Source organism: Novosphingobium percolationis (genome assembly GCF_020179425.1).
Taxonomy (GTDB): domain Bacteria; phylum Pseudomonadota; class Alphaproteobacteria; order Sphingomonadales; family Sphingomonadaceae; genus Novosphingobium; species Novosphingobium percolationis.
Genome location: NZ_JAILYM010000001.1, coordinates 432,718 through 445,457 on the forward strand (window position 1 = coordinate 432,718; position 12,740 = coordinate 445,457).

Annotated in this window: 12 protein-coding genes; 4 read left to right on the forward strand and 8 right to left on the reverse strand. The window is 66.4% G+C overall.

The window, feature by feature from the left end:
• The first annotated feature begins 57 nt into the window (after window positions 1-57).
• The 4 genes from K3A84_RS01930 to hflX all read left to right on the forward strand — a co-directional run bounded on the left by K3A84_RS01930 (window position 58) and on the right by hflX (window position 5,858).
• Window positions 58-2,289, forward strand: a complete 2,232-nt coding sequence (locus tag K3A84_RS01930) for a sensor histidine kinase (protein WP_225007377.1) — start codon at window positions 58-60, stop codon at window positions 2,287-2,289.
• A 24-nt stretch (window positions 2,290-2,313) separates the two neighbouring features.
• On the forward strand, window positions 2,314-3,705 hold the full coding sequence (gene ntrX / locus K3A84_RS01935; RefSeq protein ID WP_225007378.1) for a nitrogen assimilation response regulator NtrX: 1,392 nt from the start codon (window positions 2,314-2,316) through the stop codon (window positions 3,703-3,705).
• A 173-nt stretch (window positions 3,706-3,878) separates the two neighbouring features.
• Entirely contained in the window at window positions 3,879-4,490 is a 612-nt protein-coding gene (hfq, locus tag K3A84_RS01940; RefSeq protein ID WP_225007380.1) for an RNA chaperone Hfq, read from the forward strand.
• Window positions 4,491-4,493: 3 nt separating this feature from the next.
• Complete coding sequence (gene hflX, locus K3A84_RS01945) at window positions 4,494-5,858, forward strand: GTPase HflX (protein WP_225007382.1); 1,365 nt, start codon at window positions 4,494-4,496, stop codon at window positions 5,856-5,858.
• On the opposite strand, the gene mazG is transcribed toward hflX, so the two are convergent.
• Genes mazG through K3A84_RS01985 form a run of 8 tightly spaced genes read right to left on the reverse strand, consistent with a single transcriptional unit; the run spans window position 5,855 to window position 12,694 of the window.
• Entirely contained in the window at window positions 5,855-6,655 is an 801-nt protein-coding gene (gene mazG / locus K3A84_RS01950) for a nucleoside triphosphate pyrophosphohydrolase (protein ID WP_225007383.1), read from the reverse strand. The genes hflX and mazG overlap by 4 nt on opposite strands.
• Window positions 6,656-6,690: 35 nt before the next feature.
• Entirely contained in the window at window positions 6,691-6,870 is a 180-nt protein-coding gene (locus K3A84_RS01955; RefSeq protein WP_225007384.1) for a hypothetical protein, read from the reverse strand.
• Window positions 6,867-7,634: an MBL fold metallo-hydrolase gene (locus K3A84_RS01960; RefSeq protein WP_225007386.1), complete on the reverse strand. Its 768-nt coding sequence runs from the start codon at window positions 7,632-7,634 to the stop codon at window positions 6,867-6,869. The genes K3A84_RS01955 and K3A84_RS01960 overlap by 4 nt, the downstream gene beginning before the upstream one ends.
• Complete coding sequence (locus tag K3A84_RS01965; protein WP_225007387.1) at window positions 7,631-8,407, reverse strand: TatD family hydrolase; 777 nt, start codon at window positions 8,405-8,407, stop codon at window positions 7,631-7,633. The genes K3A84_RS01960 and K3A84_RS01965 overlap by 4 nt, the downstream gene beginning before the upstream one ends.
• Window positions 8,407-9,969, reverse strand: a complete 1,563-nt coding sequence (gene metG, locus K3A84_RS01970) for a methionine--tRNA ligase (RefSeq protein ID WP_225008113.1) — start codon at window positions 9,967-9,969, stop codon at window positions 8,407-8,409. Before metG ends, K3A84_RS01965 begins: the two co-directional genes overlap by 1 nt.
• A gap of 36 nt (window positions 9,970-10,005) precedes the next feature.
• On the reverse strand, window positions 10,006-10,962 hold the full coding sequence (locus K3A84_RS01975) for a DNA polymerase III subunit delta' (protein ID WP_225008114.1): 957 nt from the start codon (window positions 10,960-10,962) through the stop codon (window positions 10,006-10,008).
• 5 nt (window positions 10,963-10,967) lie between these two features.
• A complete protein-coding gene (gene tmk, locus K3A84_RS01980) occupies window positions 10,968-11,591 on the reverse strand; it encodes a dTMP kinase (protein ID WP_225007389.1) in 624 nt (207 codons plus the stop codon).
• Window positions 11,588-12,694: a D-alanyl-D-alanine carboxypeptidase family protein gene (locus tag K3A84_RS01985; RefSeq protein WP_225007391.1), complete on the reverse strand. Its 1,107-nt coding sequence runs from the start codon at window positions 12,692-12,694 to the stop codon at window positions 11,588-11,590. Before K3A84_RS01985 ends, tmk begins: the two co-directional genes overlap by 4 nt.
• Between the last annotated feature and the right edge of the window lie 46 nt (window positions 12,695-12,740).

Below are 12,740 nucleotides of genomic sequence, written 5' to 3' on the forward strand. Positions count from 1 at the left end.
GCGGGTAGCACGAAACTTCTTGCAAAGCCGCAACAGGGGTGTTGTTGTTCTGCAACGATGCCTGTTCCGCCCCGCGCCGAGTCCCGCCGTTCGCCCCGTTGGTGGCGTCGCCTGCTCGTGACCTTGCGGCGGGCAAACGTCTTTCTGCTGCTCGAACTGGCCGCAGCGCTGCTGCTCGCGGTAGCCTTGTGGGCAAGCTGGGCGGCGGTCAGCGCCAACAACGCGGCCAACCAGCTCCTTCCCTCGCGACAGACATCCAGCCTGCTGATCGGCACGCTCGTTCCGGCGATGGCGCTGATCGTCCTGCTCGGCCGCCGCATGGCGCTGCGCCGCGCCTCCAAGGGCGTGCTGGGTGGCAGCGGGCGGTTGCACTTGCGCCTCGTGTGGCTGTTCTCGCTGATCGCTGCGATCCCTACGCTGCTGGTGGTGGTCTTCGCATCGCTGCTGTTCCAGTCGGGCGTCGAGTTCTGGTTCTCGGACAATTCACGCGGGATGCTGGAAAACGCCAACAACCTCGCGCGCGGCTATTATGCCGACAAGCTGCGCGACGTGGGCAACGAAAGCGTCGCCATGGCGGGCGACTTGCGCGATTATCTGGCGCAGGCCCCGATCACCAGCCAGGATTTCGCCGAGGGCTATTCCTGGCAGGTCATCAACCGCAAGCTCAATGAATCCGCGTTGGTGGAACGCGGCGCCGATGGCAGCTTGCGCACCGCCGCGATCGTCGATCCCAATTCCAACGACAACCGCCAGCGCATCACGCTGGCCGAACTGCGCCGCATCGACGCGGGCGAGCCGGTGGTGGTCAACGCCTCGGCCGAACGGATCGAGGCCGTCACCGCGGTCGATCGCACGCGCGGCATCTACCTCTACGTCGCGCGCAATTCCGATGCGCTCGCGCTCAACCAGTGGCAGCGCGCGCAGTCGGTGCTCAAGGCCTACGACATTCTCACCCGCCGCGCTCGCGCCCTGCAGTTGCGCTTCAACCTTGCGCTGTTCGGCATCAGTCTTGCGCTGGTGGCGCTGGCGGTGTGGGTGGCGCTGCGCTTTGCCGACAGGCAGGTGGCCCCGCTGGTCGAGCTGGTCTCGGCCGCGCGCAACGTCGGCAGCGGCAATTTCGCAATGCGCGTGACGCCGGGCAGCGGTACCGATGAAGTCGGCCTGCTCGCCCGCGCCTTCAACCGCATGACCGCGCAACTCGAAGGCCAGACGCAGGCCCTGGTCAGCGCCAATGCCCAGCTCGAAGTGCGCCGCGCCTTCATCGAGGCCGTGCTGGAATCGATCACCGCGGGCATTCTCTCGGTCGATCGCGAGGACCGCATCCGCCTGATCAACAGCTCTGCACAGAAGCTGCTGCGCCAGCAGGACGCGCCCGAGCTGGTGGGGATGACGCTGGCCCACGTCGCGCCCCAGCTGGCTCAGCTGATCGCCGAGGACCAGTCGAGCGGCCTTGTCCACTATGCCAAGAACGGCGACCTGCTGACGCTGGCGGTAAAGGTCACGCACGATGCCAACGGCCATGTCATCACTTTCGAGGACATCACCCGCCAGCTGCTCGACCAGCGCCGCGCGGCGTGGTCGGACGTCGCGCGCCGCATCGCGCACGAGATCAAGAACCCGCTGACGCCGATCCAGCTCGCCACCGAACGGTTGAAGCGCCGCTATCGCCGCCAGATCGAGACCGATCCCGAACTGTTCGAGGAACTGACCGCCACGATCATCCGCCAGGTCGGCGACCTGCGGAAGATGGTCGACGAGTTCTCCTCGTTCGCGCGCCTGCCCAAGCCGATGTTCCGCCGCGAGGACGCCAGCGATCTGGTGCGGCAGGCGCTGTTCCTGCAGGAAGTGGCGCATTCCGAGATCGACTTCGGGTTCACGGGTGAGGGGGCAATGCCTTTCGAAGCCGACCGCCACCAGTTCGGCCAGGCCATGACCAACGTGCTCAAGAACGCGGTCGAGGCGATCGAGACGCGCGCGAGAGCCGAGGACATCGACTTCAAGGGCCGGATCGCGGTGACTCTGACCGGGGACGCGCATTCGGTCACCGTCACCGTGGCGGACAACGGGGTCGGCCTTCCCGCAGAGCGAGACCGCATTCTCGAACCCTACATGACCACGCGCGAGAAGGGCACCGGCCTCGGCCTCGCGATCGTCAACAAGATCGTCGAGGAACACGGCGGCGAAATGCAGTTTGCACCCGAACCGGGCGGCGGCACGCGCATGACCATGCGCTTTGCCCGCAATCCCTCGGCCTCCTATTCCTCCGAAACGGCTTCGGCCAACTCGTAATCAAGCAGCAGGACTTTATTCAAGATGGCACTCGACATCCTGATCGTCGACGATGAACGGGACATCCGCGAACTGGTCGCCGGCGTGCTCAGCGACGAAGGCTATGGCTGCCGCACCGCAGGCGACAGCACCGCCGCGCTGGCCGCGATCGACGAGCGGCGCCCCAGCCTCGTGCTGCTCGACGTGTGGCTGCACGGCAGCCCGATGGACGGGCTCGAAGTGCTCGACGAAATCAAGAAGCGCGAGCCCGAACTGCCGGTGCTGATCTTCTCGGGCCACGGCAACATCGACACCGCCGTCTCGGCCATCAGCCGGGGCGCGATGGACTTCATCGAAAAGCCGTTCGAGGCCGAGCGCCTGCTGCTGCTGGTCGAACGCGCCACCGAGACCGAGCGCCTGCGCCGCGAGAACCAGCGCCTGCGCGAAGGCTTCGCCATGGCCGACGAGTTCACCGGCAACAGCCCGTCGATCAACCAGGTCCGCGCCACGCTGAAGCGCGTTGCCAATACCGGTAGCCGCCTGCTGATCACGGGCCCTGCGGGCGCGGGCAAGGAAGTGGCCGCGCGGCTGCTCCATTCGTGGAGCCCACGCGCGCAGAGCGCCTTCGTCACAGTCAGCGCCGCGCGCATCACCCCCGAACGCTTCGAGCAGGAGCTGTTCGGCGAAGAGGCCGACGGCAAGCTGGTGCGGGCAGGGCTGCTCGAAATGGCCGATGGCGGCACGCTGTTCCTCGATGAAGTGGCCGACATGCCAGCCTCCAGCCAAGCGCGGATCCTGCGCGTGCTGACCGATCAGGCCTTCGTGCGCGTGGGCGGTAATCGCCAGATCCGCGTCGACGTGCGCGTGGTCTCGTCGTCCTCGCGCCCACTCGAAAAGGAAATTACCGAGCGCCGGTTTCGCGAGGATCTGTACTACAGGCTCAACGTGGTGCCTGTCTCGATCCCGCCGCTGACGGAACGGCGCGACGACATCCCGTCGCTGGTCGACCACTTCTTCACCCGCTACGCCAGCGAACAGGGCATCGCGCCCCCCGCGATCTCGCCCGAGGCGATGGCCGCGTTGCAGGCCTACGACTGGCCGGGCAACGTCCGCCAGCTGCGCAATGTGGTCGAACGTACGATCATCCTCGCCCCGCGTGACCGGCTGGCACGTATCGAGGCCGACATGCTGCCTTCGGAGATCGTCAGCACGCGGATCGGCGGGGATAGCTCGACCTCGGCGCTGATGGGCGTTCCCTTGCGCGAGGCGCGGGAGAACTTCGAGCGCGAATATCTCAAAGTGCAAATCCGCCGCTTTTCGGGCAATATCTCCAAGACCGCGACGTTCATCGGGATGGAGCGCTCGGCGCTTCACCGCAAGCTAAAGCTGCTGGGCATGGTCGACCGGCGCGAGGACGAAGAGGACGAGGGCGAATAGCTATCCGGTCCCGCATGGGGAACCGCAGCACAACTTCCCGGTTTACGCGCGAGGGATCGGGTCATAAGTTGTCATCGAACCCGGCCAAGGTGTTCCGAACGGATTCGGACCACACCGAGGCCAGATCGCGACGGTGAGCAAAAGCACCGCGCCAATACAAAGGAGTCACAAGAATGACCGGACGGACCCTGTCTGCGCGCCCGCGCTCGAAGCCCGTGGAAACCCCTGCCGATGCAGAAGCAGCGCCCGCCGCTGCCGCACCTGCCGCATCGGCCGCGCCCAGCCCCTCGGGCGGCCCCTCCGGTGGCAAGGGCCAGAACCTGCAGGACCTTTTCCTCAATCACCTGCGCAAGAACAAGATCCCTGTCACCATGTTCCTGGTGAAGGGCGTGAAGCTGCAGGGCATCGTCACCTGGTTCGACAACTTCTCGATCCTGCTGCGCCGCGATGGCCAGTCGCAGCTGGTCTACAAGCATGCGATCAGCACGATCATGCCGGGCCAGCAGCTCTCGGTCGCCCACTTCCAGGGCGGTGGCGACGACAACGGCAAGAAGCGCCTGCTTCAGGAAGTGTTCCTGTCGAGCGTGCGCGATGCCGGAGTGCAGGTGACGATGTTCCTCGTCAACGGCGTCATGCTCCAGGGCAAGGTCGCCTCGTACGACCTGTTCTGCATGCTGCTCGAACGCGAAGGCTACGTCCAGCTGGCCTACAAGCACGCCGTCTCCACCATCCAGCCCGCCGGTCACGTCGACCTGTCGGGTGACTGGGACGGGGAGGGCGCCTGACCTTTGAGCACGTTCGAATTTGGCCGCGACGAGGGTGATCTCGAAGGTGAGGTCACCCGAGGCGCGCGCGCCATCGTCGTGCTGCCAGACATCCGCCAGAAGGGCAGAGGCCAGAAGGGCGCAGCCCTGGGCGACGACGCCGAAACCCGGCTGGAGGAAGGCAAGGGCCTTGCCCGCGCGATCGGCATCGAAGTGGTCGATGCCTTCGTCCTGCCGATCCGCGCGGTTCGGCCCGCCACGCTGTTCGGCGAAGGCCAGGTCGAACGGATCGGCGTGGCGCTTGCGCAGAACGAGGCCGAGCTGGTCATCATCGACGGCTCGCTCTCGGCGATCCAGCAGCGCAATCTCGAAGAAAAGCTCAAGCACAAGGTCATCGACCGCACCGGGCTTATCCTCGAAATCTTCGGCGAGCGCGCCGCCACCGCCGAAGGACGGCTTCAGGTCGAACTCGCACACCTCGATTATCAGGCGGGGCGTCTGGTGCGGTCGTGGACCCACCTCGAACGCCAGCGCGGCGGCTTCGGCTTCCTTGGTGGCCCCGGCGAAACCCAGATCGAGGCCGACCGCCGGATGATCCGCAACCGCATGGCGCGGCTGCGGCGCGAACTCGAACAGGTGCGCCGTACGCGCGGACTGCACCGCGACCGGCGCCAGCGCGCGCCCTGGCCGATCATCGCGCTGGTGGGCTACACCAACGCGGGCAAGTCCACGCTCTTCAACCGCCTGACCGGCGCGGACGTGATGGCCGAGGACCTGCTGTTCGCCACGCTCGACCCGACCATGCGCGCGATCCGGCTGCCGGGCGTCGAAAAGGCGATCCTGTCGGACACGGTGGGCTTCATCTCGGACCTGCCGACGCAGCTTGTCGCCGCCTTCCGCGCCACGCTGGAAGAAGTGACCGCCGCCGACGTGATCGTCCACGTGCGCGACATCTCCAATCCCGCCACCGCGCAGCAGAAGATCGAAGTGGAGGAGATCCTCGCCGACCTTGGCGTGATCGGCGAGGACGGCTCCTCGGTCCCGATCATCGAGGCGTGGAACAAGTGGGACCTGCTCACCCCCGACGAGCGTGAAATGCGCCACGACCTGATCGCGCATGGCGTGCCCGAAGTGCCGGTCGTGCCCATTTCGGCGGCGACGGGGGAAGGGGTGTCCGACCTGCTTGACCGCCTGTCGATACTGCTGACCGGCGGCGCGCAGGAACTGGAGCTGACCGTGCCGCTTTCCGATGGCCAGCGCCTCGCATGGCTTCACGCGCATGGCGAAGTGCTGTCGGAACGCGAAGTCGAGGATGAGGCAGGCGTTCCGGCGCTGCGGCTGAACGTGCGGTTGAGCCCCAAGGAACTGGGGCGCTTCACCCGGATCTAGGCGTTCCTCTCGGTCGCCTTGACCTGCTGCCAGAGCGCTTCCTGCGCATCGAGATCGAGCGAGGCGAAAGCACCGTCGGCCAGCGCTTCCATGCCCCGGAAGCGGCGCTCGAACTTGATGTTGGCGAAGCGCAGCGCCTCTTCGGGTGCGATGCCATAGCTGCGCACGACGTTCACGGCGGAGAACAGCAGGTCGCCCGCTTCGTCCAGACGTTCTTCATCCGTTTCTGCCGCAGCCAGTTCGGCGACTTCCTCGGCCAGCTTGGCCACCGGACCGTCGGTATCCGGCCACTCGAAGCCGACGCGCGCGGCGCGCTTCTGCAGCTTGTCGGCGCGCATCAGCGCGGGCAGCGCCTGGGCCACGCCATCCAGCGCGCTGGTCGCGCCCTTGGCCGCGCGCTCGGCTTCCTTGGCGGCTTCCCAGCGTTCGGCGCGGGCATGATCGGTGCCAGCGGCGGTCCCGAAGATGTGCGGATGGCGCGCTTCCATCTTGTCGGCGATGGCGGTGGCGACATCGTCGAAGGCGAAGGCTCCGGCTTCCTCTGCGATGCGAGAATGGAACACCACCTGGAGCAGCAGGTCGCCGAGTTCCTCGCGCAAGCCGTCAATGTCGTGGCGCTCGATCGCGTCGGCGACTTCGTAGGCTTCCTCGATCGTGTACGGCGCGATCGTGGCGAAAGTCTGCGCCTTGTCCCAATCGCAGCCTCGCTGCGGATCGCGCAAGGTGGCCATGATCGCCAGCAGGCGGTCGAGAGGGGGTTTTGTTGATGAAGTGCCTGCAGGGGGGCCGTTTTCCACCTTCAACAAACTCCAGTTCGATAATAATGATTATGTTAAATAAACGACGGATGGACGACGGTGAACGCCAGCGCGACGGCCACGATGATGGCCAGCCAGATCGCGGCCACGACGAACATCCGCTTGCGTGGCAGACGCCGCAGTCCGCCGTTCGCGCTGACGAGCACCAGCGCCATGATCACGCCCGCGATGGCCACGAGCGTGTCGCCGCTCACAGGTCGATCACCATGCCGTCGTAGCCCGGCTCGACGTGCGGCGGGATTTCATCCAGCAGCGTGCGGTAATCCATCGACTTGTCGAGATGCGACAGCACGCCGCGCCCGGCGCGACATGCCTCCACCAGTTCCAGCGCCATGCCGAGATGCGCGTGCGTGGGATGCGGCTGGCGGCGCAAGGCATCGACGACGAGCACGTCGACCTTGTCGAACAGCGCAACCATGTCGGCATTTATCTCGCTGAAATCAGTGGCATAGCCGATGGACTTTCCACCTTGATCGAAGCGAAACGCGGTCGATTGCGCAGGCCCATGCAGCATCTGGCAATGGCTGACGCCGATCCCGGCGATCATCCGCACGCGATCGAGATTGTCGAGATTGCAGATCGTGGGATAGCCGTGCTGGCCTGCGAAGACATAGCCGAAGCGCTGGCGCAGGCGGCGCACGGTTTCATCGGCGGCGTAACCCGGGATCGGCGCGCCACGGCCCATGCGCAAGGGGCGCAGATCATCGATACCGTGGGTGTGATCGGCATGATCGTGCGTCCATACCACGCCGTCGATCCGGTCGATACCGGTAGACAGCAACTGGTGGCGCAAGTCGGTGGGCGTATCGACCAGCACCCGCGCGCCGTCGTAGCCTTCGACCGCGATCGCCACGCGCGTGCGCCGGTTGCGCGGTTCGGCGGGATCGCATTCGCCCCAGTCGTTGCCGATGCGCGGCACGCCAGTGGACGTGCCCGACCCCAGGACGATCAGCTTCACACCGCCGCCTTTGCAAACAGCTTGAAGAAGTTGGCCCCGGTCAATTCAGCCAGTGTCTCAGGTTCGATCCCGCGCAAGGCCGCGACGAAACGCAGCGTGTCGGCCACGAACGCCGGCTCGCACGTTTTACCGCGATGCGGGATCGGTGCGAGGAACGGCGCATCGGTTTCGACCAGCAGGCGATCTTCCGGTATTTCCGTAGCGAACGCCTGCAAGTCCTTGGCATTCTTGAATGTCACGATGCCCGAAAGCGAGATCGTCAAGCCGAGATCGAGGACCGCGCGGCCGAAATCGGGCGTGGCCGTGAAACAGTGGATCAGCGCCGGGAAGGCCCCCTTCCCCATTTCGTCGGTCAGGATGCGCAAGGTGTCGTCCTCGGCATCTCGGGTGTGGATGATCAGCGGCAGGCCGGTGTCGCGCGAAACCTGAATGTGTACGCGGAACAGGTCCTGCTGCACCTGCCGGTCGGAGTGGTCGTAATAGTAATCGAGCCCGGTCTCGCCGATAGCCACGACCCTCGCGTCAGCCGTAGCCTCGCGCAGCACCGCCTCGCCCAGATCGGCGTGGCCATCCGCCTCGTGCGGATGGATGCCGACGCTGGCCCATACATCGGGCGAACGATGCGCCGTGGCGACGACATCGGCCCATTCGCGCTGGCGGGTGGAGATGTTGAGGAAGCCCCTGACGCCAGCGGCGCGGGCGCGGTCGAGGACGCTGTCCTGCTCCTCGACCAGCCCTTTGTAGTTGAGATGGCAGTGGGAATCGATCAGCATCAGGCCGCGTCGTCCTCAGGCAGGTCGAGACGCGGGAAAGCCCCGACCGGCGCGGCCAGCTTCTCGCCGCTGTTCACGCGGTCCATGAACCAGTCCGCATGGCCCAGATCCGCAATCCCGCGCCTGTCCGAGGGGATCCCGAGCTGGTCGAGCACCTTGTCGGCCGCGCCCGGCACGACCGGACGGATGGCGATGGTCAGGTCGCGGATGGCCATGAACAGACAAAGCAGCACGGCGCGCATGCGTTCCGGGTCAGTCTTGCGCAGGGTCCAGGGCGCCTGTTCATCGACATAGGCATTGCAGGCGAAGACCGCGCGCATCCACGCGTCGATGCCGGCGGAGAAGTTCAGGGCCTCGAACTCGCGCGGCAGTTCAGCCGCGCAGGCCTGATGCACTTGCGCCAGCAGGGCATCGTCGGCGTCGGTGCTCGAAAAGGTCGAAAGTTCGCCATCCATGTTCTTGAAGATCATGGACAGCGTGCGCTGCACCAGATTGCCGTAGCTGTTGGCCAGTTCGGCGTTGCAGCGGGTGACGATGGCCTCGGGCGAATAGGAGCCGTCCTGCCCGAAGGCGACTTCGCGCATCAGGAAATAGCGCAGCGCATCGACCCCGAAGCGCCCGGCCAGTTCGATCGGATCGGTGACGTTGCCGAGGCTCTTCGATTCCTTCTGCCCGCGGTTGAGCAGGAAGCCATGGCCGAACACCTGGCGCGGCAGCGGCAGCTGGGCGCTCATCAGGAAGGCCGGCCAGTAGATCGTGTGGAAGCGGACGATGTCCTTTCCGATCAGGTGGAGGTTTGCGGGCCAATACTTTGCAAAGGCTTCGGTTTCCTCAGGGAAGCCGAGGCCGGTCAGGTAGTTGGTCAGCGCATCGACCCAAACGTACATCACGTGGTTCTCGCTGCCGGGCACCTTGACACCCCAGTCGAAGCTGGTGCGCGAGACCGACAGGTCGCGCAGGCCTTGCGAAACGAAGGCGATCATCTCGTTGCGGCGGCTGTCGGGCTGGATGAAGTCCGGGTTCTGTTCGTAGAGCGCCAGCAGCTTGTCGCCATAGGCCGACAGACGGAAGAACCACGATTCCTCGACGGTCCATTCGACCGGCGTGCCCTGCGGCGAGAGCTTTTCGCCGCCGTCGCCCGCGACCAGTTCGCTCTCGTCGTAGTAGGCTTCGTCGCGGACCGAGTACCAGCCTTCGTAGCGATCGAGATAGAGATCGCCATTGGCTTCCATCCGCCGCCAGATTTCCTGCGTGGCGGCGTGGTGACGTTCCTCGGTGGTGCGCAGGAAGACATCATAGTTGATGTTCAGAGCCGCGCACATATCGATGAAATGCTGTGACATTTCATCGGCGAGTTCCTTGGGCGTCTTGCCCAGGTCGCGCGCCTTCTGCGCCATCTTCAGGCCATGTTCGTCGGTGCCGGTCTGGAAGCGCACGTCACGCCCCATCGCCTTCTCGAAGCGCGCGATGACATCGGCGGCGATCGCTTCGTAGGCGTGGCCGATGTGTGGCTTGCCATTGGGATAGGAAATGGCGGTGGTGATGTAATAGGGTTCGCCCATCGGGACGGTCACTTCCTCTGGAATGTACGCAAGGCTTCAGCTTGCGCCTTCCCTAGTCCGCGCAGCCGATGCCAGCAACCCGCCGATTTCCAGCACGAGCAGTCCGGCATCGTAGTTGTAGGTGGGCGCTTGTGCCGCGAGCGTGACCAGCTTGGCATGGGCCTCGGCGATCCTGAGCCGAGTGCGGTCGTCGCTCGATGCCAAGGCCTGCACCAGCACCATGCGCGCGGCCTCGAGCGCGGCGAGCTGGCGTTCGCGATCAGGGCGAGCGCCCATCGCCTCGGCCAGACGACCGCGCAGGGCGAAATCGGGATCGCCGTCGTGCGCCAGCTGGCGCATGACGTGGAACACCATGCCGAGATCCTGCTCCGCAAAGGACAGCGCCGCGCCGGGCGATCCCGCCGCAACGGCGATGGCGGCACTGCGGGTCTGGTCGTCGAGTTCGGGGGCCAGCTGACCGAGCGCGCGGGCCATCTGGTCCACTTCGAGCGGGTGGAAGCGCACCACGAGGCAGCGCGAGCGGATGGTCGGCAGGAGGCGGCCGGGCTGGTGCGCGACGAGCAGGAAGAATGTGCCCTGCGGCGGCTCCTCGAGGCTTTTCAGCAGGGCGTTGACCGCGCTTTTTTCGAGCTGGTCGGCGCAATCGATGATCACCGCGCGGCGCGCGCCCAGCGTCGGGCGGGTAACCAGCCGCCGCTGCATCGCGCGGATCTGGTCGACGCTGATGCTGCGCTTCTTCTGGTAGGGCTTGCCGTCGTCCTTCTTCTTCGCCTCGTCATCGTTGTTCGGCAGCGGGATCAGCACGTGGATGTCGGGGTGATGTTCGGGCGCCGGCTGTGACACGCCGGGTTCGGCGACGAGTTCGGCGGCGGCGGCGACGGCGAAGCTCGCCTTGCCCAGCCCCTCGCGCCCGGCGAGCAGCCAGGCGTGGTGCATACGCCCCCCCGCCATCGCGGCGCGCCAGGCGGCCCACGCCTGTTCGTGGCCGATCATGTCGCTCACGCCACGCGCTCGACCGCGGCCAGCACGCGGGCGTGGACCTGCGCCGGATCTCCGGCAGCGTCGATACGGGCGAAACGTTGCGGCTCGGCGGCGGCGAAGCGCTCGAACGCCTTGGCCACGCGGGCGTGATAGGCAGCGTCGCGCCCGCCAATGCGGTCGGACTGGCCCTGATCACGCAGGGCGAGGCGATGCGCGGCCTCGTCGGGGGCGAGTGTCAGCAGTACGGTGAGATCGGGCAGCAGACCTTCGCTGCCGATGGCGTGGAGCGCCAGCACATCTTCGTCGGAAACGCCGCCGCCGCCGCCCTGATAGGCACGACTCGAATCGAGAAAGCGATCGCAGATGACGATGGCCCCGCGCGCCAGCGTCGGGCGGATCAGGCGCTCGACGTGATCGGCGCGCGCAGCGGCGAACAACAGCGCCTCGGCGCGCGGGCCCCAGCCTTCGCCCTCGGTGCTGAGCAGAAGCGCACGGATCGCCTCGGCCCCGGCGGTGCCGCCGGGTTCGCGGGTGAGCACGACATCGCGCCCTTGCGCGCGCAAGGCTTCGGCAAGGAGGCGCGCCTGGGTGGACTTGCCCGCCCCTTCCCCGCCTTCGAAGGCTATGAACAGCCCGGTCATCGGCCGACCAGCGCGAGCATACCGTCGCGCAGACGGGCGACCACGCCGCCTTCGGGCACGTCCTCGGCGGCAGCGAGCGGCAGGGCCTCTTCGGGTTGCCCCGGCGTCCTGACAAGAAGCGTGGCGACCTGCTGGCCCTTCGCGATGGGCGCGCGCAGCGGCCCCTTGTAGCGGATCGACAGCGTGGGCTTGGCTGAAACGCCCGCGGGCAGCGTCAGCGCCAGATCGTGCGGCGCGACGAGTCCGACGCTGCGCGCCTCGCCCCCCTGCACCTGCGCCTCGCCCAGATGCGCGCCGGCGCGATAGAGCGGCTTCGCAGCCCATGCGGCAAAGCCCCATTCGATCAGCGCGCGCGACTGTTGGGCCCGGTCGTTGGGCCGGTCATAGCCGCCGACCACCATCATCAACCGCCGTCCGTCGCGCATCGCCGTGCCGACGAGTCCGTACCCGGCCTCGTTGGTGAAGCCGGTCTTGACGCCGTCCGCGCCTTCGGTGTGGCCGTAAAGCGGGTTGTGGTTGTTCTGGGTGATGCCGCCCAGCGTGGCGTGGGGGTGGCCGTAGAACGTCTTGTAGAGCACAGGATGGCGCGTGATCAGGGCCATCGACAGCTTGGCGAGGTCGGCGGCGGAGACCCAGGTCTGGCCCTCGTCCATCCACCCGTTGGGCGTATTGTAATGCGTATCGCGCATGCCGAGCTTGCGCGCCTCGGCGTTCATCATCGCGGTGAAGCCGGGGACCGACCCAGCGACACCTTCGGCCAGAACGACGCAGCCGTCATTGGCGGACACGGTGACGATGCCTTCGAGCAGGTCGGCGACGGTGGTCTGGCTGTTGTTGCCCAGGAACATCGTGCTGCCCACGCCGTGCCACTTGCGAAATGTCTCGGGCTTCATCGTGAACTTCTGGTCAAGCCGCAGCTTGCCCTGCTCGATCAGTTCGAACGCGACATAACTGGTCATGATCTTGGTCAACGAAGCGGGCACGAAACGGCGATGCGACTGGCGCTCGAACAGCACGCGGCCCGAATTGACGTCGATCAGCAGGCCGATCGGCGCGGTGATCTGGGGCATCTCGGTCGGAACGATAGGCGCCGCAGCGCGCACGGGCGCTGAAGCGAGAGCGAACGCGGCGGCAAGGGCAATCGGTCGG